At 69.1% G+C, this 23,070-nt stretch carries 14 protein-coding genes; 11 read left to right on the top strand and 3 right to left on the bottom strand.

Features of this window, described 5'->3' with window-relative positions:
- Positions 1-7: 7 nt before the first annotated feature.
- Positions 8-3,832 (bottom strand): GH92 family glycosyl hydrolase, encoded by a 3,825-nt coding sequence (locus ABR738_RS30940; RefSeq protein WP_350233233.1) that lies wholly within the window; start codon positions 3,830-3,832, stop codon positions 8-10.
- A 483-nt stretch (positions 3,833-4,315) separates the two neighbouring features.
- Between ABR738_RS30940 and ngcE the strand changes: the two genes are divergently transcribed.
- The 11 genes from ngcE (at position 4,316) to ABR738_RS30995 (ending at position 19,429) form a co-directional block, all read left to right on the top strand.
- A complete protein-coding gene (gene ngcE, locus ABR738_RS30945) occupies positions 4,316-5,740 on the top strand; it encodes an N-acetylglucosamine/diacetylchitobiose ABC transporter substrate-binding protein (protein ID WP_350233234.1) in 1,425 nt (474 codons plus the stop codon).
- Between the two features lie 52 nt (positions 5,741-5,792).
- Positions 5,793-6,719, top strand: coding sequence for a carbohydrate ABC transporter permease (locus tag ABR738_RS30950; protein ID WP_350233235.1), 927 nt, complete (start codon positions 5,793-5,795; stop codon positions 6,717-6,719).
- Positions 6,720-6,729: 10 nt separating this feature from the next.
- Positions 6,730-7,641 carry a carbohydrate ABC transporter permease gene (locus tag ABR738_RS30955; protein ID WP_350233236.1) on the top strand — a complete coding sequence of 304 codons (912 nt, stop codon included), beginning with the start codon at positions 6,730-6,732 and terminating at the stop codon, positions 7,639-7,641.
- A 249-nt stretch (positions 7,642-7,890) separates the two neighbouring features.
- Positions 7,891-9,090, top strand: a complete 1,200-nt coding sequence (locus tag ABR738_RS30960) for an ROK family transcriptional regulator (protein ID WP_350233237.1) — start codon at positions 7,891-7,893, stop codon at positions 9,088-9,090.
- A 133-nt stretch (positions 9,091-9,223) separates the two neighbouring features.
- Complete coding sequence (locus tag ABR738_RS30965; protein ID WP_350234814.1) at positions 9,224-10,327, top strand: ABC transporter substrate-binding protein; 1,104 nt, start codon at positions 9,224-9,226, stop codon at positions 10,325-10,327.
- Positions 10,328-10,578: 251 nt separating this feature from the next.
- The gene (locus ABR738_RS30970) at positions 10,579-11,367 is read left to right on the top strand and encodes an ATP-binding cassette domain-containing protein (RefSeq protein ID WP_350233238.1); all 789 of its coding nucleotides are present in this window, start codon (positions 10,579-10,581) and stop codon (positions 11,365-11,367) included.
- Positions 11,364-12,668 carry a sugar ABC transporter permease gene (locus ABR738_RS30975; protein WP_350233239.1) on the top strand — a complete coding sequence of 435 codons (1,305 nt, stop codon included), beginning with the start codon at positions 11,364-11,366 and terminating at the stop codon, positions 12,666-12,668. Before ABR738_RS30970 ends, ABR738_RS30975 begins: the two co-directional genes overlap by 4 nt.
- 178 nt (positions 12,669-12,846) lie before the next feature.
- Entirely contained in the window at positions 12,847-14,772 is a 1,926-nt protein-coding gene (gene dxs / locus ABR738_RS30980; RefSeq protein ID WP_350233240.1) for a 1-deoxy-D-xylulose-5-phosphate synthase, read from the top strand.
- Positions 14,773-14,919: 147 nt separating this feature from the next.
- Positions 14,920-16,413: an amino acid permease gene (locus tag ABR738_RS30985; RefSeq protein ID WP_350233241.1), complete on the top strand. Its 1,494-nt coding sequence runs from the start codon at positions 14,920-14,922 to the stop codon at positions 16,411-16,413.
- A 71-nt stretch (positions 16,414-16,484) separates the two neighbouring features.
- Positions 16,485-17,981 carry a glycosyltransferase family 39 protein gene (locus ABR738_RS30990; protein WP_350233242.1) on the top strand — a complete coding sequence of 499 codons (1,497 nt, stop codon included), beginning with the start codon at positions 16,485-16,487 and terminating at the stop codon, positions 17,979-17,981.
- A 293-nt stretch (positions 17,982-18,274) separates the two neighbouring features.
- Positions 18,275-19,429: a PLL family lectin gene (locus tag ABR738_RS30995; protein WP_350233243.1), complete on the top strand. Its 1,155-nt coding sequence runs from the start codon at positions 18,275-18,277 to the stop codon at positions 19,427-19,429.
- 152 nt (positions 19,430-19,581) lie between these two features.
- On the opposite strand, the gene ABR738_RS31000 is transcribed toward ABR738_RS30995, so the two are convergent.
- A complete protein-coding gene (locus tag ABR738_RS31000) occupies positions 19,582-21,714 on the bottom strand; it encodes a 3-hydroxyacyl-CoA dehydrogenase NAD-binding domain-containing protein (RefSeq protein ID WP_350233244.1) in 2,133 nt (710 codons plus the stop codon).
- Complete coding sequence (locus ABR738_RS31005) at positions 21,711-22,937, bottom strand: thiolase family protein (RefSeq protein ID WP_350233245.1); 1,227 nt, start codon at positions 22,935-22,937, stop codon at positions 21,711-21,713. The genes ABR738_RS31000 and ABR738_RS31005 overlap by 4 nt, the downstream gene beginning before the upstream one ends.
- Positions 22,938-23,070: the final 133 nt, after the last annotated feature.

Genomic DNA, 23,070 nt, shown 5'->3' on the forward strand with positions numbered 1-23,070 from the left:
GAGTACGTCAGGACAGCAGTTCGACCTCCGCGAGTGTCGCCGTGCCGCCCCCGCTCACCAGCCGGTAGTGCGGGTAGGACCCGGGGGAGTGGACCGTGAAGACCCGGGTCTGGCGGTCCCAGCTGAACGTCTCACCGGCCCGCCGGTCGATGTCCTTCCACGTCGTGCCGTCCGCCGAGGCCTGCAACGTCCAGGACGCCGGAGCCTTGGCGCGCTCCGCCGAGGTGAGCGTGTACTGGACGCACCGCGCCGGCGCGGACAACGGCAGCTCCACCGAGGCGAACGCGGCCGACGTGGCCGAGGAGTTGTCGAACAGCGGGCCGGAGCCGGTGATCGCGTCGCTCGGCGGCGTCGGCACCTTGTCGTCCTTGGTCAGGGAGACCGGCGCCGCGTCCTTGCCCGTGCCCCACGACGAGGGCCTGGATCCCATGGCGAAGTCGAGCGTGCCGCCGCGCGCGAGCAGGTCGTGCGGGAGCGCCGTGGAGTTCCAGGCCTTCCCGTTGACCTTCAGGGACTGCACGTACACGTTGGCGGCACTGTTCTTCGGCGCCTTCACCACCAGGTCGCGGCCGTTCTCCAGATGGACGGTCGCCTTGGTGAACAGGGGCGAGCCGATCGCGTACTCACCGCTGCCCATCACCAGCGGGTAGAAGCCGAGCGCCGAGAACACATACCAGGCCGACTGCTCCCCGTTGTCCTCGTCGCCGTGGTAGCCCTGCCCGATCTCGCTGCCGTTGTAGAGCCGGCGCAGGACCTCGCGGATCTTCTCCTGCGCCTTGAAGGGCTGGCCGGCGGCGTCGTACATGTACGTGACGTGGTGCGCGACCTGGTTGGAGTGGCCGTACTGCCCCATCCGCACGTCACGCGCCTCGGTCATCTCGTGGATCACGCCGCCGTAGGAACCGGCCAGCTCCGGAGATGCCGTCTCCGGCGTCGAGAAGTACGTGTCGAGCTTCTTGGCCAGGCCCGCCCGGCCGCCGTAGAGGTTGGCCAGGCCCCGGGAGTCCTGCGGGGCGGTGAAGGCGTAGCCCCAGCCGTCGGTCTCGGTGTAGTCGTAGCCCCAGACGCGTGGGTCGTAACTGGCGCTGTCCAGGCGCCACTTGCCGCCCGCGTCCTTGCCCTGGAAGAAACCGATGCTGGAGTCGAAGAGCTTGACGTAGTTCTGGGCGCGGCCCATGAAGTACGCGGACTCCTCCTTGTAGCGGGGCTTCTTGGTCTTCTCGTACAGGGCCTGGCCCATCTTCGCGAGGCCATAGTCGTTGACGTAGCCCTCCATCGACCAGGACAGGCCCTCGGGCGTCGAGGTCGGGGTATAGCCGAGGAAGGGGGAGGTATCCATGCCCTTGCGGCCCACACCCGAGGCCGGCGGGGCGACCGTGGCGTTCTTCAGAGCCGCCTCGTAGGCGGCTTCCGCGTCGAACTTCACGCCCTTCACGTAGGCGTCGGCGAAGGCCACGTCCGAGCTGGTGCCGGTCATCAGGTCCGCGTAGCCGGGCGATGACCAGCGGGAGATCCAGCCGCCGTCCTTGTACTGCTGGACGAAGCCGTCGACCATCTCGCCGGCCTTCTTGGGGGTGAACAGCGAGTAGGCGGGCCACGTGGTGCGGTAGGTGTCCCAGAACCCGTTGTTGACGTAGACCGTGCCGTCGACGACCTTCGACCCGGTGTGCGTGGGGGTGTCCTCGCCGCTCTTCGGCGAGAACGGACTGGCGTACTGGTTCTTGGAACCGACCTTCTCGTAGCCGGAGTTGGGGTAGAGGTAGAGCCGGTAGAGGGAGGAGTAGAGCGTGGTCAGCTGGTCGTGGGAGGCACCCTCGACCTCGATGCGTCCCAGGATCTTGTCCCAGGCCGCCCGCGCCCGGTCCCTGACCGTGTCGAAGCGGGATTTCGCGGGCACCTCGGCCGCCAGGTTCGCCTTCGCCTGGTCCACGCTGATGAGCGAGGTCGCGAGCCGCAGTGTGACGGTGCGGTCCTTGCCGGGCTTCAGGCGCGCGTAACCGGTGACGTCCGCGCCCCCGCCGCCGGGCAGCTTGCCGCTCGCGGTCACCGGCGCGTCGAAGACCCCGTACACGAAGAGCCGTCCGGCCCCCGCCGACAGGCCGCTCCGCACGTCCGAGTAGCCGGTGAAGGAGGACGTCGCCGGGTCCAGGGTGAGGCCGCCCTGGTTGGTGACGTTGTCGAGGACGACGCTCGCGTCGTCACCGGGATAGGTGAACCGCATCATCGCCGCGTGGTCGGTCGGCGCGATCTCCGTCTTGAGGCCGTTCTCGAAGGTGACGCCGTAGTAGTACGGCTTCGCCGTCTCGTTCTCGTGCCGGAAGGGCAGCGCCCGGGCGGTCCGGGAGGCGTCGGGCGTGCCGGCCGCCGCCGACGGCATGACCTGGAAGGTCTGGCGGTCACCCATCCACGGGCTCGGCTCGTGGCTCGCGCTGAACGCCTGGAGGGTGGGCAGGTTGTCGGCGTTGTTGCGCCGCGCGTAGTCGTACAGCCAGTCCTGCGAGCCGGCGTTGGTCACCGGGGTCCAGAAGTTGAAGCCATTGGGGACCGCCGTCGCGGGAAAGTTGTTGCCGCGCGAGAAGGAGCCGCTGGAATTGGTGCCGCGCGTGGTGAGCGCGTAGTCCGAGAGGTGGGCGAGCGGCTTCTCGGGCTTCTTCGGCGCGATGGAGAGGTCGTCGATCCAGCCCTGGAACTTCGCCGGGCCCCTGGGGGAGTCGTACGCCACCAGGATCCGGTCCACCGTCTTGCCGGCGGCGACCGTGCCGATCACCGAGGAGACCTGGTTCCACTGGTTGACGTACAGCGTCTTGGCGGCGCCCTGGCCCTGCGGGCTGAGCACCCCGCCGTGCGCGTCGAGGGCCCCCAGGTCACTCAGATAGGTGCCGTCGGTGAAGGCGAGGTCCACGGACACGTTGGTGGCCGGGTAGGTGAGGTCGGTCTCCGTCATCGAGGGGAAGACCTTGTAGTCGAGTTCGGTGTCCCGGCCGACGCGGGTGTTCACGTCGAAGACCTTGTTGTACGAATAGGCGCGCCCGCCGGGCTTGTGCGTGCCCGCGTAACGCAGCGCCCGCACTCCGGTGAAGCCCGCGTGCGCCTTGGCGGTGGGGGAGCCGCCGGGCCCCCCGTCCGCGACGGTGAGCATGTCCGGCGGGACGGGGGCGGTGGTGTCGCCGTCGGAGAACTGGACATCGGCGAGCTGGGTGAGGCCCGCGCCGCCATTGGCGGTGATCTCCAGGCGGTAATGCGCGTAGGCGGTGGTGTTGGTGAAGTCGTACGTCTTGGTCTGGCCCCGGTCCTTGAAGCTCTCACCGGCGCGGCTGTCCAGGGTCTTCCAGTCCTTGCCGTCCAGCGAGCCCTTCAGGGTCCAGTCCTTGGGGTCGCGCTCGGGGGCGTCGTTCGCCGAGGTCAACGCGTAGGTGACCGTCTTCACCCGTTCGGACAGATCGAATTCGAGCCAAGCTGTCGGCTGGAAGGCCAGCCATTTCGTACCGGCCTGACCGTCGATCAGGTTCTCCTTCACCTCCCCGCCGTCGGTGTTCTCGGCGCTGGCCCGGACGGCGGTGACCTTGTCGGTCACGTTGCCCGGTATGCCGGTGGCGAAGCCGCCGTCGACGCCCGAGGACCGCTTGGCGCCCGCGCGGTCGCGCTCGACGGTGCTGGTCCAGTCCGGCTGGGGCTGGCCGGTTTCGAACGAGGTGCTGAAGCGGCCGTCCTCGGGCGGCCGGGCGGTCGCGGACGGCGCGCCGACGGCCGACTGCGCCGTCACGACGAGCAGGAACGAGGCGGCCACGAGGGCGGCCGCCGGTCCTCGTCGGTACCGGGATCTGGGCAGCATGCGGGCCCTTTCCTTCCGCGCAGGCCACGGGGGCCCGCGGAGGCGTAGTGGACAACGTTGTCAGGGTGAAGACGCAGGATCCAGTAGCGCGGCAAGTGCCTCATGATGTCAAGGGTGTTGGGAAGGAATGGATGGCCGAAATCCAGGGGCAATGCGGGTGTCAAGGTGTGTAATGCGCGTCAAAAGGAGCACCCTCATCCGCATTGGTACGTACCAACAGATATATCCGCGAGGTCTCAACTCGGGAAAGACTGACGGCCAACCCTGCTTTCGATCTTGCTCAGTTGACGGGAAGTGGACTATACCTGTCGGCGTCCGGGCAACCCGCTGAACGCGGGCGGGGGGAACCGCGTGCGGGCCGGTCGGCCCGGGACCGGGCAGCCTCCGCGATGGATGTACGGCATCACTCACGCTTCAACTGTTCGCGGGCGCCGGCGGATTCCGCTGCACCGCATGAGTCCTGGAGAAGGCGAGGACTTGAGCATGGGATCCGAGATCAACCGCCGTGACGCACTCAAGCGGGCCATGGCGATCGGCCTGCTGGCTGTACCGGCGACTTCACTGCTGAGCGCGTGCGCGAGTTCAGGCGGCGGAGACAGCACCACAAAGCCGAACTCCCAGGGCGCCAAGTCGGCGGACAATCCGCTCGGCGTCAACAAGGGCACCGCCCTTGAGGCGTTCGTCTTCAAGGGCGGCCTCGGCGACGACTACATCAAGTCGGCCGAGGCCGACTACAACGCCAAGTACGGCATCACGGTCAAGCACACCGGCACCCAGGCCATCGGCCCCAAGCTCCAGCCGCGCTTCGCCGGCAGCACCCCGCCGGACTTCATGGACAACTCCGGCGCCGACAACCTCGACACCGCAGCCCTCGCCAAGACCGGCAAGCTCCAGGACCTCACCCCGCTCCTGGACGCGCCGACCATCGACGACCCGTCGAAGAAGGTCCGCGACGTCCTGATCGCCGGCACCATCGAACAGGGCCAGTTCGGCACCAAGGAGATGTACGCGCTCAACTACGCGTTCACCGTCTACGGCACCTTCTACTCCAACAAGCTGTTCAAGGAGAAGGGCTGGACGTATCCCCAGACCTTCTCGGACATGCTGGCGCTGTGCAAGAAGATCAAGGCCGAGGGCATCGCCCCGTTCACGTACCCGGGCAAGTACCCGTACTACATCCACTTCGACCTGCTGCACCAGATCGGCAAGGTCGGCGGCAAGGAAGCCCTCAACGCGATCGACAACCTCGACGACGGCGCCTTCAAGACCGACGCCGTCAAGGAAGTCGTCTCGTACTACGAAGAGCTCGCAGGACAGGGCTACTTCCTTCAGGGTTCCGAAGGCATGACGCACATTCAGATGCAGACCGCCTGGACGCAGGGCCGCGCCGCGATGGTGGCCGACGGCTCCTGGGTGGAGAACGAGGCCTCTCCCACCATGCCGAAGGACTTCGACCTCGCGGTCGGCTCCCTCATCGGCTCGGGCCCCAGCGACAAGCTGCCCTTCGGCGCGCTGTACGCGGCGGCGGGCGAGCCCTTCATCGTCGCCAAGGACGGCAAGAACCCCACTGGCGGCATGGAACTGCTGCGCATCATGCTCAGCAAGAAGCAGAGCACCAACTTCATCAACGCCATCAAGTCCCTGACCTGTGTCCAGGGCGCCGCCGACGGGCTCACCCTCACCCCGGGTCTGACCTCCGCGAACGCCGCCCTGAAGGCCGCCGGGCCCAATGTCCTCAACTCCCGGCTCCAGGACTGGTACAAGAAACTGAACAACGAGACCATCGGAAACCTGACCCTCGACCTGCTTTCCGGCAAGATCAAGGCGGCCGAGTGGATGGAAAAGGCGCAGAAGGCGTCGGACGACACCAAGAAGGATTCCTCCGTCCCGAAGTTCAAGCACCTGTGACCAAGGCGCTCAGGCCCTGACCCCACTGGCTGAGACGAGAGCGACCGGCGACATGCGACACGGCAAGTACCGGTTCATCATCGGATTCCTGGCAATTCCCCTGGCGCTCTACGGGGTCCTCGTGATCTCGCCGTTCCTCCAGGACTTCCAGATTTCGATGACGAGCTGGAGCGGACTGACACCCGAGAAGAACTTCATCGGTCTTGACAACTATCAGAAACTGATCCACAACGACCTGTTCTGGAAGGCGTTGTGGCACAACGTCCTTCTGCTCCTCTTCGTGCCGGTCGTCACGCTGGCCTTCGGTCTCTTCTTCGCCTTCATGCTGAATGTCGGCGGCCGCCGCAAAGGTTCCGCGGGGGTCGCCGGCGTGCGGGGCTCTGGCCTGTACAAAGTCATCTTCTTCTTCCCCCAGGTCCTGTCCATCACGATCATCGCGATCCTGTGGCAGCAGATCTACAACCCCGATCCCCAGAACGGGATGCTCAACTCGCTCCTGTCGAGCGTGGGCCTCGGCTCGCTCCAGCAGTCCTGGCTCGGCGACTCCAGCATCGCGCTGATCTGCATCATGGTCGTGATGGTGTGGGCGAACGTCGGGTTCTACGTCGTCCTGTTCTCCGCCGGCATGGCCTCCATCCCCGGCGAGATCTACGAGGCGGCCCTCCTGGACGGCGCCTCCCGCGTCAAGACGTTCTTCCGGATCACCCTGCCGCTGCTGCGCGACACCGTGGCCACCGCCTGGGTCTACATGGGCATCATCGCCATGGACGCCTTCATCTATGTGCAGTTGATGTCGGTCAACGTCGGCGGCCCCGACGAGTCCACCGACGTGGTCCCGCTGCTGCTCTACAAGACGGCGTTCCGGGACAACAGCCAGTACGGAATGGCCGCCGCCATGGGTGTCGCGATGCTGATCGTGACTCTGGTGTTCGCCGTTCTCAGCATGCGGCTCTCGCGCCGTGAGCGCATCGAATTCTAGGGATGGCGCGATGACGACCGAAACCATGCCGGTGGACGGCGAGCAGTCCACCGCCCCCGCCACCAGTGCCGCCCGCTGGAAGTGGCGCAGCAGCGAGGGCGGCGTGCTCAACGCCTTCTCGCACGTGTTCCTGCTGGTCTGGGCGCTCATGGTGGGCGTGCCCCTGCTGTGGGCGCTGTGGAGCTCGTTCAAGACCTCCGGCGACATCCTGACCCACCCCTGGTCGCTCCCCTCCGAGCTGCACTTCGAGAACTGGGCGCGGGCCTGGAGCAAGGCCAACATCGGGCGGTACTTCCTCAACACCGCTTTCGTGGTGGGCTTCTCGACGGTCGGCACCATGCTGCTGGGCTCGATGGCGGCCTATGTGCTGGCGCGGTTCGAGTTCCCCGGCAACCGGTTCATCTACTTCCTCTTCGTCGGCGGCATGGCCTTCCCCGTGGTCATGGTGCTCGTCCCGCTCTTCTTCGTCACCAAGAACCTGGGCATCCTCAACACGCTGCCCGGCCTCGTCCTGATCTACATCGCCTACTCGCTGCCGTTCACGGTCTTCTTCATGACGGCGTTCTTCCGGACGCTGCCGACCACGGTCGCCGAGGCCGCCCTGATCGACGGGGCCTCGCACACCCGCACGTTCTTCCAGATCATGCTGCCGATGGCCAAGCCCGGCATCATCAGCATCGGCATCTTCAACGTGCTCGGCCAGTGGAACCAGTACCTGCTGCCCCTGGTGCTCAACCAGGGCGACACCAAGAACTGGGTGCTCACCCAGGGCCTCGCCGATCTCGCCGTGCAGCAGGGCTACCAGGGCGACTGGGGCGCGCTCTTCGCCGGTCTTTCGATCGCGATGCTGCCCGTGCTCGCCGTGTACGTCGTCTTCCAGAAGCAGGTCCAGGCGGGCCTGACCGCGGGGGCGCTCAAGTAGCGCCGCCGGCACCGCGCCGCGGCGCGGACCCGTTCTTCCCCCGACCGCCCGTGGGCCCCGCGCCCACGGGCGGTCGCGCGTTCCCGATCCGCTCCGCGCCTCCTCAGGTCCGCTCAGGTCTTGACGGGAGACCACCCAGAAGGCTGAGCTTAGGGTTCACATGTTGGAGAAAAGACGGGGCCTCAATGCTGCGGCTCCGTGCGGGGGCGGCCGTCGTGCCGTCCGCCTACGGCGGGAGTGGATGAGTCGATGGAGACTCCGGGGTCGCAGACGTCATTGCACCGGGCCAACCTTGAGCGGGTCGTACGCGCCGTGCGGATGGCGGGCTCGCTCACCCAGGCCGAGATCGCCCGGACGACCGGCCTGTCCGCGGCCACGGTCTCCAACATCGTGCGGGAACTGAAGGACGGCGGCACCGTCGAGGTCACCCCCACCTCGGCGGGCGGGCGCCGGGCCCGCAGCGTCTCGCTCAGCGGCTCGGCCGGCATCGTCATCGGCGTCGATTTCGGCCATACGCACCTGAGGGTGGCCGTCGGCAACCTGGCCCACCAGGTGCTCGCGGAGGAGGCCGAGCCGCTCGATGTCGACGCCTCGTCCGCCCAGGGCTTCGACCGGGCGGAAGAGCTGGTCAAGCGGCTGATCGCGACCACCGGCATCGGCCAGGACAAGGTCATCGGCGTGGGCCTCGGCGTGCCGGGTCCCATCGACGTGGAGTCCGGCACGCTCGGCTCCACCGCGATCCTGCCGGGCTGGACCGGCATCAACCCGCGTCAGGAGCTGTCCGGCCGCCTCGGCGTCCCGGTGTACGTCGACAACGACGCCAACCTCGGCGCGCTCGGCGAGCTGGTGTGGGGCGGCGGGCGCGGGGTGCGCGACCTGGCGTACATCAAGGTCGCCAGCGGTGTGGGCGCGGGTCTGGTGATGGGCGGGCAGATCTACCGGGGGCCCGGCGGCACCGCGGGCGAGATCGGGCACATCACCCTGGACGAGTCGGGCCCGGTGTGCCGGTGCGGCAACCGCGGCTGCCTGGAGACCTTCACCGCCGCGCGCTATGTGCTGCCCCTGCTGCAATCCAGCCACGGCGCGGACCTGACCATGGAGCGCGTGGTGCGGATGGCCCGCGAGGGCGACCCGGGGTGCCGCCGCGTCATCGCGGACGTGGGACGCCACATCGGCAGCGGGGTCGCCAACCTGTGCAACCTCCTGAACCCGAGCCGGGTGGTGCTCGGCGGCGACCTCGCGGAGGCCGGCGAGCTGGTCCTCGGGCCCATCAGGGACTCCGTGTCGCGGTACGCGATCCCCAGCGCCGCACGGCAGTTGTCGGTGCTTCCCGGGGCGCTGGGCGGCCGTGCCGAAGTACTCGGCGCGCTCGCGCTCGCGCTGAGTGAAATGGGGGATTCGACCCTCTTGGACAGCACTGCCCCCGCCTCCGCGCCTGCCTTCACTTAGATAACGGATGGCACCGTTGTCATCTCGTTAAGGATTTACTCCTTGACGGTGGGCTTAACGCCGAGTTGACTTCCAGCCACCTCGGCCGCAACGTCGCGGCCTCGTCAGGGAGGTTTCTGAAGTGAACACGAACATGCGTCGTGCCGCTGTAGCCGTTGCCGCCACCGCGATGGCCGTCTCACTCGCCGCCTGTGGCAGCGCCAAGGAGTCGGGCGGCGGCACCAAGTCGTCCGGCGGGTCCAAGAAGGGCGACGACCTCAAGATCGGTCTGCTGCTCCCCGAGAACCAGACCGCGCGGTACGAGAAGTTCGACAAGCCGCTGATCGAGGCCAAGGTCAAGGAGCTGACCGGCGGCAAGGGCCAGATCGTCTACGCGAACGCCAAGCAGGACGCGACGACCCAGAACCAGCAGGCCGACACGATGATCACCAACAAGGTGGACGCGCTCATCGTGGACTCGGTCGACTCCAAGGCCATCGCCGGCTCGGTCAAGAAGGCCAAGCAGGCCGGCATCCCGGTCGTCGCCTTCGACCGTCTCGCCGAGGGTCCCATCGACTCCTACGTGTCCTTCGACAACGAGGAAGTCGGACACGTGCAGGGCAAGGCCCTCCTGGAGGCCCTGGGCGACAAGGCCAAGTCCGGCGACATCGTCATGATGAACGGCGCCGTCACCGACCCGAACGCCGCGCTCTTCAAGAAGGGCGCCCACGCCGAGCTCGACGGCAAGGTGAACATCGGGAAGGAGTACGACACCAAGGAGTGGAAGCCCGAGAACGCCAACGCCAACATGGAGGGCGCGCTCTCCGCCCTGGGCAAGGACAAGGTCATCGGCGTCTACTCCGCCAACGACGGCATGGCGGGCGGCATCATCACCGCCCTCAAGGCGGCCGGTCTCTCCAAGCTCCCGCCGGTCACCGGCCAGGACGCCGAGCTCGCGGGTGTGCAGCGGATTCTCTCCGGCGAGCAGTACATGAGCGTCTACAAGTCCTACCCGCAGGAGGACGCGATCGCCGCCGAGATGGCGGTCAAGCTCGCCAAGGGCCAGGACCTCGGCTCGATCGCCCCGAAGAAGCTGGACTCGCCGACCACCAAGGGCGTGCCGTCCAACATCGTCCCGGTCGTCTCGCTGACCAAGGCCAACGTCAACGACACCGTGATCAAGGACAAGATCTACACGGTCGCCGAGATCTGCACGCCGACCTACAAGGCCGCCTGCGACGCGGCCGGCGTCAAGTAGTTCCCTCGCCCCGCCGCGTCAAGTCCCTCGGTCACCAAGGGACTTGAGCGCCCACGAACCCTCCGGCGCCCCGCGCCCGCCTTGTACCCCGCCGCGGCGGGGGTGCCGGAGAAAAACGTTTCCCTCAGCCAGGCCCCGCCGGTCCCGGCCGGCCCTGCGGTCCCGCTGTTTCTCTGCTGTTCTCTTCTGCTCGACCTCCGCGCCCCCACCCCTTCGGGCGCGGCATCCCCGCCGGTCAGGCGGCGAAGGAGATGGTTCACGTGTCCGCTACGCCCGTGTTGGCGTTGCGCGGGGTCTCCAAGCGGTTCGGTGCCGTTCAGGCGCTCACCGACGTAGAGCTTGAAGTCCACGCCGGTGAAGTGCTCGCCCTGGTGGGCGACAACGGCGCCGGAAAGTCCACGCTGGTCAAGACGATCGCCGGCGTGCACCCCATCGATGACGGCGTCATCGAGTGGGAAGGCAAGGCCGTCCAGATCGGCAAGCCGAACGACGCCCAGAACCTGGGCATCGCGACCGTCTACCAAGACCTCGCGCTGTGCGACAACATCGACGTCGTCGGCAACCTCTACCTCGGCCGGGAGCTGAAGAAGCGCGGCATCCTCGACGAGGTCGAGATGGAGCGCCGCTCGCGCGAGCTCCTGACCACGCTGTCGATCCGCATCCCGAGCGTGCGCATCCCGATCGCCTCGCTCTCCGGCGGCCAGCGCCAGACCGTGGCCATCGCCCGCTCGATGCTCGGCGAGCCCAAGCTCGTCATCCTCGACGAGCCGACCGCCGCCCTCGGCGTCGAGCAGACCGCGCAGGTCCTCGACCTGGTGGAGCGGCTGCGCGAGCGCGGCCACGCGGTCGTCCTCATCAGCCACAACATGGCCGATGTGAAGGCCGTCGCCGACAAGGTCGCGGTGCTCAGGCTCGGCCGCAACAACGGTGTCTTCGATGTGAAGGCCACCTCGCAGGAAGAGATCATCTCCGCCATCACCGGAGCCACGGACAACGCCGTGACCCGTCGTGCGGCGCGCAACGCGGAGGTTCAGAAGTGAGCACCGACAAGACCTCCCCGGCCGGCCTCGGCAAGGCGCACGCCGCCCCGGTCGACGCGCCGCCCGCGGCCGACGCCGCCGTCACGGCCGTCGACCCCCGTCTGCTCGTGCGCGAGCAGGGCTTCGGCGGCTACGTCGGCGAGCTGAAGCGCAAGGTCCGCGCCGGTGACCTGGGCGCCCTGCCCGTCATCATCGGCCTGGTCATCATCTGCGTCGTCTTCCAGAGCCTGAACTCCAACTTCCTCACCGCGGGCAACCTCTCCGACATCTCCGTCGCCATGGTGGGCACGGGCATGATCGCGGTGGGCATCGTCTTCGTGCTGCTGCTCGGCGAGATCGACCTGTCCGTCGGCTCGGTGAGCGGCCTCGCGGGCGGCGCCTTCGCGGTCCTCAGCGTCACCCACGGCATGTCCCAGTGGCTCGCCCTGGTCCTGTCCATCCTCACGGGTGCGGTGGCGGGCGCCGTCCACGGCTACATCTTCGCCAGGATCGGCGTCCCCGCCTTCGCCGTCACCCTGGCCGGTCTGCTCTTCTGGAGCGGATTCATGCTGAAGATCCTCGGCGACAACGGCACGATCAACACGAGCGAGACGGGCGTCTTCTACGACCTGTCGAACTACTTCTTCAGCGATGTCGCGGTCGCCTACGGCGCCGCCGCCGTCGCGGTCGCCGTGTACTTCGCGTCCGCCTTCTTCGACAGCCGCCGCCGTGAGGCCGCGAACGTCCCCTCCCGCCCGCTGGGCGAGATCGCGCTGCGCACCGCGCTGCTGGCGGTGGTGGCCTTCGCCGCCGCGTACATGTTCAACCAGAACAAGGGCCTGCCGCTCGCGGTGGTCATCTTCCTGCTGGTGCTGGTCCTCACCGACTTCGTGCTGCGCCGCACCTCCTACGGCCGCATGATCTTCGCGCTCGGCGGCAGCGTCGAGGCCTCGCGCCGCGCCGGTATCAACATCGTGTGGGTGCGCACCTCGGTCTTCGCGATCTCCGGCACCTTCGCGGCCATCGGCGGCCTCTTCCTCGCCTCCAAGATCAGCGCCGCCAACCAGGGCGCCGGCAGCGGCGAGCTCCTGATGAACGCGATCGCGGCGGCCGTCATCGGCGGCACCAGCCTCTTCGGCGGCCGCGGCCGCACCTGGAACGCGCTCCTGGGTGTGCTGGTCATCGTCTCGATCCAGTACGGCCTGGCGCTCGAAGGCGTCGCGGCGGCCATTCAGCAGATGATCACCGGCGGTGTGCTGCTGCTCACCGTGATCATCGACGCCGTCACCCGGAAGACCCAGAAGTCCGCGGGCCGCGCCTGACCTGCCCCGCTTCCGTCGTGCCCGGTGCCCCTGTGGCGCCGGGCACGGCCGTTTCCAGGGCGAGTGTCAGCCATACGAGTGACGTAGAACGCACCGCCCTGCGAACGCCGACGCGGGCGGAACATTAGACTCATCGGATCGGCATGCTCGACCAGCACGGACGCAAGAGGAGGCACGGGTGCCGCTGCTTACCCGCATCAGGGGACCGCGCGATCTTGACCGGCTCAACCCGGAGCAGCTCGACCAGCTGGCGGCAGAGATCCGGACCTTCCTGGTGGACGCGGTCTCCAAGACCGGCGGACACCTCGGTCCGAACCTCGGTGTGGTGGAACTGACCATCGCACTGCACCGCGTCTTCGAGTCCCCCAAGGACCGGGTCCTGTGGGACACCGGACACCAGAGTTACGTCCACAAGCTCCTGACGGGGCGCCAGGACTTCTCGCGGCTGAAGATGAAGGGCGGCCTCTCGGGCTACCCGGCGCGCGCCGAGTCGGAGCACGACGTCATCGAGAACAGCCACGCCTCCACGGTCCTCGGCTGGGCCGACGGCCTCGCCAAGGCGAACGAGGTCCTGAAGAAGGACGACCACGTCGTGGCCGTCATCGGCGACGGCGCGCTGACCGGCGGCATGGCCTGGGAAGCGCTGAACAACATCGCCGCCGCCAAGGACCGCCCCCTGGTGATCGTGGTCAACGACAACGAGCGTTCGTACGCGCCGACCATCGGCGGCCTCGCCAACCACCTCGCCACCCTGCGCACCACCGACGGCTACGAGCGCTTCCTGGCCAAGGGCAAGGACCTCCTGGAGCGCACTCCGGTCGTCGGCAGGCCGCTGTACGAGACGCTGCACGGCGCCAAGAAGGGCCTGAAGGACTTCATCGCCCCGCAGGGCATGTTCGAGGACCTGGGCCTGAAGTACGTCGGCCCGATCGACGGCCACGACATCGAGGCCCTGGAGTCGGCGCTCCAGCGCGCCAAGCGCTTCGGCGGCCCGGTCATCGTGCACTGCCTCACCGAGAAGGGCCGCGGCTACCAGCCGGCCCTCGCCGACGAGGCCGACCGCTTCCACGCCGTCGGCAAGATCCACCCGGACACCGGCCTTCCCGTGTCGACCTCCGGTCTCGACTGGACCTCGGTGTTCGGTGAGGAGATGGTCAAGCTCGGCAAGGAGCGCGCGGACATCGTCGCGATCACCGCGGCCATGCTCCAGCCGGTGGGCCTCGACAAGTTCGCCAAGGCGTTCCCCGAGCGGGTCTACGACGTCGGCATCGCCGAGCAGCACGCGGCGGTCTCCGCGGCCGGCCTGGCCACCGGCGGTCTGCACCCCGTCTTCGCGGTGTACGCCACCTTCCTCAACCGCGCCTTCGACCAGGTCCTCATGGATGTCGCCCTGCACCAGTGCGGTGTGACGTTCGTGCTGGACCGGGCCGGTGTCACCGGCACCGACGGCGCCTCGCACAACGGCATGTGGGACATGTCGCTCCTCCAGGTCGTGCCGGGCCTCAGGATCGCCGCGCCGCGCGACGCCGAGCAGGTCCGCGCCCAGCTGCGCGAGGCCGTCCAGGTGGAGGACGCGCCGACCGTGGTGCGCTTCTCCAAGGGCGCGGTCGGGCCCGCCGTCCAGGCCGTCGGCCGCGTCGGCGGCATGGACGTGCTGCGCGAGCCCTCGTCGGCCGCGGTCCGCCCCGACGTGCTCCTGGTCTCCGTCGGTGCGCTCGCGCCGATGTGCCTAGAGGTCGCCGATCTGCTCGACGCCCAGGGCATCTCGACCACCGTGGTCGACCCGCGCTGGGTCAAGCCGGTCGACGAGGCCATGGCGCCGCTCGCCGAGAAGCACCGCGTCGTGGTCACCGTCGAGGACAACAGCCGCGCGGGCGGCGTCGGTTCGGCCATCAGCCAGGCGCTGCGGGACGCGGGCGTGGACGTGCCGCTGCGCGACTTCGGCATTCCGCCGCGCTTCCTCGACCACGCCTCGCGCGGCGAGGTGCTGGCGGAGATCGGTCTGACCGCCCCCGACATCGCCCGTCAGGTCACCGGCCTGGTCTCCAAGCTGGACGGACGCTTCGAGGAGAACAGCACGGCGGTGGAGCCCGCCCGCGACTGATCATGTGACACGCGGCCAATGGGCCGGACCGGTCTCCCTTATGGGTGATGGGTCCGGCCCGTTCGCGTGAAAAACGCGCTCAGCCCGGTACTCGTACCTCCCTCCTCCCGATCATGGCGAGGACGATGAGCTAGCGGAGGTGCACGGGTGGCCAGTACCGGTCTGTTCCGGACCAAATCGATCGAGCAGTCAATCCAGGACACAGAGGAGCCAGAACACGCGCTCAAAAAGTCCCTGTCCGCTCTCGACCTCACCGTTTTCGGGGTCGGCGTCATCATCGGCACCGGCATCTTCGTCCTCACGGGCAAGGTCGCCAAGGAGAACGCGGGGCCGGGCGTCTCGCTCGCGTTCGTGGCCGCCGGCATCGTCTGCGCGCTCGCCGCGCTGTGCTACGCCGAGTTCGCTTCGACCGTGCCGGTCGCGGGCTCGGCGTACACCTTCTCCTACGCCTCGCTCGGCGAGCTGCCCGCCTGGATCATCGGCTGGGACCTGGTGCTCGAATTCGCCCTCGGCACCGCCGTGGTGGCCGTCGGCTGGTCGGGCTATGTGCGCTCGCTGCTCGACAACGCGGGCTGGCACCTGCCCGCGGCGCTCGGCGGCCGTGACGGCGCGCACGGCTTCGGCTTCGACATCCTGGCGGCCGCCCTGGTCCTGGTGCTCACCGGCATCCTCGTCCTCGGCATGAAGCTCTCCGCCCGGGTCACCACCGTCGTCGTCGCCATCAAGGTGACCGTCGTCCTGATCGTGATCATCGCGGGCGCGTTCTTCATCACCTCCTCCAACTACTCGCCGTTCATCCCCCCGGCCCAGCCGCAGACGGCGGGCAGCGACCTCAAGGCCCCCCTCATCCAGCTGATGTCCGGCTACGCCCCCACCAACTTCGGCGTCATGGGCATCTTCACCGCCGCCTCGGTCGTCTTCTTCGCCTTCATCGGCTTCGACATCGTGGCCACCGCCGCCGAGGAGACCAAGAACCCCCAGCGGGACATGCCGCGCGGCATCCTCGGCTCGCTCCTGGTGTGCACCGTCCTGTACGTCCTCGTCTCCATCGTGGTGACGGGCATGGAGCACTACACCAAGCTGTCGGTGGACGCCCCGCTCGCCGACGCCTTCAAATCCACCGGGCACCCCTTCTTCGCCGGCGTCATCAGCTTCGGCGCCGCCGTGGGCCTGACCACCGTGTGCATGATCCTGCTGCTCGGCCAGACCCGAGTGTTCTTCGCGATGAGCCGGGACGGGCTGCTGCCCCGGTTCTTCTCCCACGTGCACCCGCGCTTTCGCACCCCGCACCGCCCGACCATCCTGCTCGGCGTCATCATCGCGATCGTCGCCGGGTTCACGAGCCTGAGCGAACTGGCCGACCTGGTCAACATCGGCACCCTGTTCGCGTTCGTCGTCGTCTCGGTGGGCGTCGTCATCCTGCGCCACACCCGCCCCGACCTGCCCCGCGCCTTCCGCACCCCGCTGGTGCCCTGGGTGCCCGCGCTCGCGGTGGCCGCGTCGCTGTGGCTGATGATCAACCTGCCCGCCGAGACCTGGATCCGGTTCGGCGTGTGGATGGTGATCGGCGTGGTCTTCTACTTCGGTTACGGCCGCAGGCACAGCCGCCTCGAAACCCGCGCCGGACGCGACTCCCGGTAATCGTCCCTGATTCCCGCAGGCCCCGTATGTCCGTCCTCACCGGACATACGGGGCCGCATAGGGTGGCTCGCATGCTCGCCGAGCCGCCGCCCTCGCTACGATCCGTCACCACGAGCGCGCCGTCGAGCCAGCGCCGCCGCCGGCCCCCGCGGGCCGCCCGCGCGCGGGGCCGCTACTGGCGGCGGCTGCTCCCCCTCCTCGCCGCCCTCGCGCTCCTCACCCGCCTGCCCTCCTTCCGGCACCCGCTGTGGAACCCCGATGAGGGCTATCTCGCCGTCCAGGCACGGCTCCTGGCGAGCGGCGGCACGCTGTACGCCACCGTCGTCGACCGCAAACCGCCCCTGCTGCCCTGGCTGTACGAAGCGGCCTTCGCCCTGTGCGGCGACACCTCGCTCACCCCGCTGCGCCTGGCCGCGGCCACCGCCCAGTTGCTCACCGCGCTCGCGCTCGCCTCCACCGCGCGCCGCCGCTGGGGCGACAGCGCGGGCCGCACCGCGGGCGTCCTCTATCTGCTGGCCTCCGTGGGGCTCAACCCCGAGGACGCCCAGGCCGCCACCTTCGAAGTGTTCATGCTGCCCTTCACCGCGGCGGCCGTGCGCTGTGCGGACCGGGGCGGCTGGCTGCGAGCCGGGCTCGCGGTCGCCGGTGCCGGTCTGACCAAACAGACCGGCGGCGCCGTCCTCGTCCCCGTCCTGTGGCTCCTGTGGCAGCATCCCGGGCCACGCCGAACTCCCCTGCTGTGTACGGTGGTTGGGGTGGCGGCGCCGATCGCGGCGGCGGCCTGGCTCACGGGGCCCGCCCACTTCCTGTTCTGGACGGTGACCGGCTCATCGGCGTATGCCTCCTTCGCCGGATCCGAACTCCACGTCCTGGCCCGGGGTTTGGCCAACACCGCTCTCCTCGGCGCCGGCTGCGCCGGACTGCTGCCGCCCATCGCGCGGGTGCTGCGGATCGCCCGGACCGGCGCGGCCGACCTGTGGCTCTGGCTGGCCGCGTCCGCCGGCGCGGTCCTGCTCGGATTCCACTTCTTCGGCCACTACTACCTCCAGCTCATCCCGCCCCTGGTGCTGCTCGCCACCGGCGCCCTACAGATCCTGCCGGCGTACCGGCTCACCGGCGCGCTGCTCACCTCGGCCTGTGCCTGCGCCCTCTTCGTGCTGTGGGGCCTGCTCGCCCCGCGCCCCGAACTCGCCCACGCCGTGCGGATCGCCGCCGAGGTCGAGGCCCGCACCGGCGCGGGGGACCGGGTCCTCATCTGGGGCATACACCCCGAGACGTACTGGCTGGCCCACCGCACGCCCGCGAGCCGGTTCCTGACCGCGGGGCTGCTCACCAACTACAGCGGCGGCCGCGACGGGCCCCGGGTGGGGGAGAAGTACGGCGTCGACGGGGCCTGGCGGGACTTCCGCGCCGAGCTCGCCGACCAACCGCCCGCGCTGGTCGTGGACGACTCACGAGGCAAGCCCTTCGCCCCCGGCCGCCTGCCCACCCTGCGCCGCTTCCTCGCCCGCGGATACGACAGGAGCGACGTGGTGGACGGGGCGGTCTTCTACGTACGGGCTCAGTGACGCGTACGGGCTCCGTGACCCGTACGCGCCCTCTTGACCCGTACGGGCCCTCTTGACCCGTACGGGCCCTGTGACCCGTACGCGCCTGTCGGGTCCCGGGGTGCTCACCCGACCGGGCGAACCGCCGGAACGGTCGCCGACGGGCTTTCCCAGGTGACGAAAAGCCGCACGTCGGGACGGAAATACCAGGGGAAATCGGGGGGCGGCGACCAGTGTTAGGGTCGCAGAAAGTCGCTTTGTTGCTGGACCCGGACGCCTCGCGCGGAACCGGTGGGGAAAGGTGGTCGCGGACCATGGCACTGAGGTCTCGAGGGACATCGCAGCAGGGGCCGGTCAGGTCCGGCGGCATCCGGACCGCTCCCTCGCCCGCCGCCCCGGTCGTCGCGGCCGAGGACGGCAGCCCCACCGTCACCGCCTGGCTGCGGCTCGGCAAGGACGGCCGGCTCTCCGCGTACGCGCCCGCCGAGGGCGGCGTGGCCCGCTGGACGGAGAACGCGCCGGGCGGCGCCTGGACGGGCCCCGAGCTGGTCGCCCCTGGCACCGGCCTACAGTCGCACCTCTCGGTCGCCCAGGGCAGCGATGGCTATGTGCACCTGGCGGCCCTGCGCCACACCCCCATGCAGGACGGCGGCACCTGGACGGAGCTGGTGCACGCCATCCAGTACCAGTCCGGACGCCCGGTCAAGAGCTGGGCCGTGATCGGTTCGCCCTACTCGCGCAAGGCCTGGGAGGACGGCCTGCGGATGGGGCACCCCTCGGTCGGCGTGGACTCGTCGGACAACGTGCAGATCGTGGTGCGCAACGCCTTCGGCGGCGTGTCCGCGCGCGGCCAGGACCCGTCCGGCAAGTGGCGGGGCTGGGACGACCTCAACGGCAACGGCGCCGACCGCTCCATATCGATCGTGGCGGCACAGGGCGGCCGGATGGTCATCCACGCCCCGTGCGACAGCGGCATCCACGTCTACGAACGCCCCAAGGGCGACGCCGAGTTTGCCTGGCGCGACGAGCCGATCGAGGGCACGCCCGCGACGGGCACGGTCAACGGCGTCGAGACCGGCGAGGACGGCCGTGTCACGTTCTTCCTGCGGGACGCCGCGTCGGGCGAGCTGCGGGCCTGGCGCGACGAGGAGCCAGCCGTCTCCATCGGCGGCAAGGGCTCGGGCCCGGTGGCGCTGCTGCGCCACGAGATCGACGGCGTCGACTGCATGGTGCTGGCCCAGCGCGACGCCGAAGGACGCCCGGCGATAGCGGTCTACCCCACGGAGCAGGAGGCGGCCGGGGTCACCTGGACGCCGGTCGGCGAGGCGTGCGCGGGTGCCCCGGCGCTCGCGGTGGACGGCGAGGGCCGTGTGGTGCTCGGCGTGTTCACCCCCGAGGGCCGCCTGCGGATCGCCCGCCAGCGCACCGACACGGCGGGCCTCGCCTTCGCGGCCTGGCAGCAGATCTGAGCGCGCTCACCGCACCGCGTACGACATGGGCCCGGCACCTTTTCACGGTGCCGGGCCCATGACGCACCGTCAGCACAGGTGCTGAGCAAGGAAGTCGGAGTACGACGAAGGCCCCCGCACCGAGATGCGGGGGCCTTCGTCGTACGGGCGGGTTACGCGGGGACGCTCGCGACGCCCTGCGCCAGGAACTTCTTTCCGTTCACGCGCTCCGAGACGCCTTCGCGGTCCAGGTACGGCGTGATGCCGCCCAGGTGGAAGGGCCAGCCGGCGCCCGTGATCAGGCAGAGGTCGATGTCCTGGGCCTCGGCGACGACGCCCTCGTCCAGCATCAGACCGATCTCCTGCGCCACCGCGTCCAGGACGCGGTCACGGGTCTGCTCCTCGGTCAGGGCGATGTCGCCCTGCTTGAGGAGGGCGGCGACCTCCGGGTCCAGCTCCGGCTTCCCGGAGTCGTAGACGTAGAAGCCGCGCTTGCCCGCCTTCACGACCGCCGCCAGGTTCTCCGAGACCGTGAAGCGGTCCGGGAAGGCGCGATTGAGGGTTTCGGAGACGTGCAGGCCGATGGCCGGGCCGACCAGCTCCAGGAGCACCAGCGGCGACATCGGCAGGCCGAGCGGCTCGACGGCCTTCTCGGCGACGGCGACCGGGGTGCCCTCGTCGATGACGTTCTGGATCTCGCCCATGAAGCGGGTCAGGATGCGGTTGACGACGAACGCCGGGGCGTCCTTCACCAGGACCGCGGTCTTCTTCAGCTTGCGCGCCACCCCGAAGGCCGTGGCCAGCGAGACGTCGTCGGTCTGCTCACCGCGGACGATCTCCAGGAGCGGCAGGATCGCGACCGGGTTGAAGAAGTGGAAGCCGACGACCCGCTCGGGGTGCTTCAGCTTCGAGGCCATCTCGGTGACCGACAGCGAGGAGGTGTTGGTGGCGAGGATCGCGTGCGCCGGGGCGACCGCCTCGACCTCCGCGAACACCTGCTGCTTGACGCCGATCTCCTCGAAGACGGCCTCGATGATGAAGTCGGCGTCGGAGAAGCCCTCGGCCTTGTCCAGGACACCGGAGACCAGGCCCTTGAGACGGTTGGCCTTGTCCTGGTTGATCCGCGACTTGGCGAGCAGCTTGTCGATCTCGGTGTGGACGTAGCCCACGCCCTTGTCGACGCGCTCCTGGTCGATGTCGGTCAGGACGACCGGCACCTCCAGGCGGCGCAGGAAGAGCAGGGCGAGCTGCGAGGCCATGAGGCCCGCGCCGACCACGCCGACCTTGGTGACCGGGCGCGCCAGGTTCTTGTCCGGGGCGCCGGCCGGGCGCTTGGCGCGCTTCTGGACCAGGTTGAACGCGTAGATGCCGGAGCGCAGTTCGCCGCCCATGATGAGGTCGGCGAGCGCGCTGTCCTCGGCGTCGAAGCCGGCCTGGAGGTCGCCGTCCTTGGACGCCGCGATGATGTCGAGGGCGCGGTAGGCGGCCGGGGCCGCGCCGTGCACCTTCGAGTCCGCGATGAAGCGGCCCTTGGCGACGGCCTGGTCCCAGGCCTCGCCGCGGTCGATCTCGGGGCGCTCCACGGTGACGTCGCCCTTGAGGACGTTCGCCGTCCAGATGAGCGACTGCTCCAGGAAGTCGGCGCCCTCGAACAGCGCGTCCGCGATGCCGAGTTCGAAGACCTGCGCGCCCTTGAGCTGACGGTTCTGGTTCAGCGAGTTCTCGATGATGACCGAGACGGCCTTCTCGGCGCCGATCAGGTTGGGGAGCAGCGTGCAGCCGCCCCAGCCCGGGACCAGGCCGAGGAAGACCTCGGGCAGCGAGAACGCGGGCAGCGCCTTGGAGACGGTGCGGTAGGTGCAGTGCAGACCGACCTCGACACCGCCGCCCATGGCCGCGCCGTTGTAGTACGCGAAGGTGGGGACCGCGAGGCCCGCGAGGCGCTTGAAGACCTCGTGGCCGCCCTTGCCGATGGCGAGCGCGTCCTCGTGCTTCTTCAGGAGCTCGACGCCCTTGAGGTCGGCGCCGACCGCGAAGATGAACGGCTTGCCGGTGACACCGACGCCGACGATGGAGCCCTCGGCGGCCTCCTTCTCGACCTGGTCGATGGCGGCGTTCAGGTTCGCCAGCGAGCCGGGGCCGAAGGTGGTCGGCTTGGTGTGGTCGAAGCCGTTGTCGAGCGTGATGAGCGCGAAGCGCCCGGCGCCGTAGGGCAGTTCGAGGTGGCGTACGTGCGCGGACGTCACGACCTCGTCCGGGAACAGCTCGGCCGCGCCCTTGAGAAGCTCAGCGGTGGTGGTGCTCACTTGCTGCCTCCGGCGTCCTTGTGGTGCGGGTTCTCCCAGATGACCGTGGCGCCCATGCCGAAGCCGACGCACATGGTGGTGAGGCCGTAGCGGACCTCGGGCTGCTCCTCGAACTGCCGGGCCAGCTGCGTCATCAGGCGTACGCCCGAGGAGGCGAGCGGGTGGCCGTAGGCGATGGCGCCGCCGTACTGGTTGACGCGCGCGTCGTCGTCGGCGATGCCGTAGTGCTCCAGGAACGCGAGGACCTGGACGGCGAACGCCTCGTTGATCTCGAAGAGGTTGATGTCCTCGATGGACAGGCCCGCCTTGGCGAGCGCCTTCTCCGTGGCCGGGATCGGGCCGTAGCCCATGACCTCGGGCTCCACGCCGGCGAAGGCGTAGGAGACCAGGCGCATCTTCACGGGGAGGTTGTTCTCCCGCGCGAACTCCTCGGACGCGATGATCGACGCGGTGGCGCCGTCGTTGAGGCCGGCCGCGTTGCCCGCGGTGACGTTGCCGTGGACGCGGAACGGCGTCTTCAGGTTCGCCAGGCTCTCCAGGGTGGTGCCCGGACGCATCGGCTCGTCGGCGGTGACCAGGCCCCAACCGGTCTCGCCCACCTCGGCGTTGGTGTTGCGCACCGAGATCGGGACCAGGTCCTGCTGGATCTTGCCGTCGGCGTACGCCTTGGCGGCCTTCTCCTGCGAGCGCACGGCGTACTCGTCGGCGCGGCGCTTGGTGATGTTCGGGTAGCGGTCGTGCAGGTTCTCGGCGGTCATGCCCATGAACAGGGCGGACTCGTCGACCAGCTTCTCGCTGACGAACCGCGGGTTGGGGTCGACGCCCTCACCCATGGGGTGGCGGCCCATGTGCTCGACGCCACCGGCGATCACGGCGTCGTACGCGCCGAACGCGATCGAGCCGGCGACGGAGGTCACGGCGGTCAGGGCGCCGGCGCACATGCGGTCGATGGAGTAGCCCGGCACGGACTGCGGGAGACCCGCGAGGATGCCGGCGGTGCGGCCCAGGGTCAGACCCTGGTCGCCGATCTGCGTGGTCGCGGCGATGGCGACCTCGTCGATCTTCGCGGGGTCCAGGGCCGGGTTGCGGCGCAGCAGCTCACGGATGGCCTTGACGACGAGATCGTCGGCCCGGGTCTCGTGGTAGATGCCCTTCGGGCCCGCCTTGCCGAACGGGGTGCGGACGCCGTCGACGAAGACGACGTCCCTGACGGTACGAGGCACGATGGCTCTCCTCCAGGTGCGGGATGGCACTGCTGCGCTTGGCACACGCGACTGAGCGTGCGCTCACCTCACCCATGCTACTTACGGGTAACCAAACTGCCCAGTCCCCTGGCCCGGAGCGGCGAAGGTCACA

Source organism: Streptomyces sp. Edi4 (genome assembly GCF_040253615.1).
In the GTDB taxonomy this organism is placed as follows: Bacteria; Actinomycetota; Actinomycetes; order Streptomycetales; family Streptomycetaceae; genus Streptomyces.

What these genes read in the sequence shown, in the direction of transcription:
- ABR738_RS30940 (WP_350233233.1), bottom strand. Translation starts at nt 3,832, where the DNA reads ATGCTGCCCAGATCCCGGTACCGACGAGGACCGGCGGCCGCCCTCGTG.
- ngcE (WP_350233234.1), top strand. Translation starts at nt 4,316, where the DNA reads ATGGGATCCGAGATCAACCGCCGTGACGCACTCAAGCGGGCCATGGCG.
- ABR738_RS30950 (WP_350233235.1), top strand. Translation starts at nt 5,793, where the DNA reads ATGCGACACGGCAAGTACCGGTTCATCATCGGATTCCTGGCAATTCCC.
- ABR738_RS30955 (WP_350233236.1), top strand. Translation starts at nt 6,730, where the DNA reads ATGACGACCGAAACCATGCCGGTGGACGGCGAGCAGTCCACCGCCCCC.
- ABR738_RS30960 (WP_350233237.1), top strand. Translation starts at nt 7,891, where the DNA reads ATGGAGACTCCGGGGTCGCAGACGTCATTGCACCGGGCCAACCTTGAG.
- ABR738_RS30965 (WP_350234814.1), top strand. Translation starts at nt 9,224, where the DNA reads ATGCGTCGTGCCGCTGTAGCCGTTGCCGCCACCGCGATGGCCGTCTCA.
- ABR738_RS30970 (WP_350233238.1), top strand. Translation starts at nt 10,579, where the DNA reads ATGGTTCACGTGTCCGCTACGCCCGTGTTGGCGTTGCGCGGGGTCTCC.
- ABR738_RS30990 (WP_350233242.1), top strand. Translation starts at nt 16,485, where the DNA reads ATGCTCGCCGAGCCGCCGCCCTCGCTACGATCCGTCACCACGAGCGCG.
- ABR738_RS30995 (WP_350233243.1), top strand. Translation starts at nt 18,275, where the DNA reads ATGGCACTGAGGTCTCGAGGGACATCGCAGCAGGGGCCGGTCAGGTCC.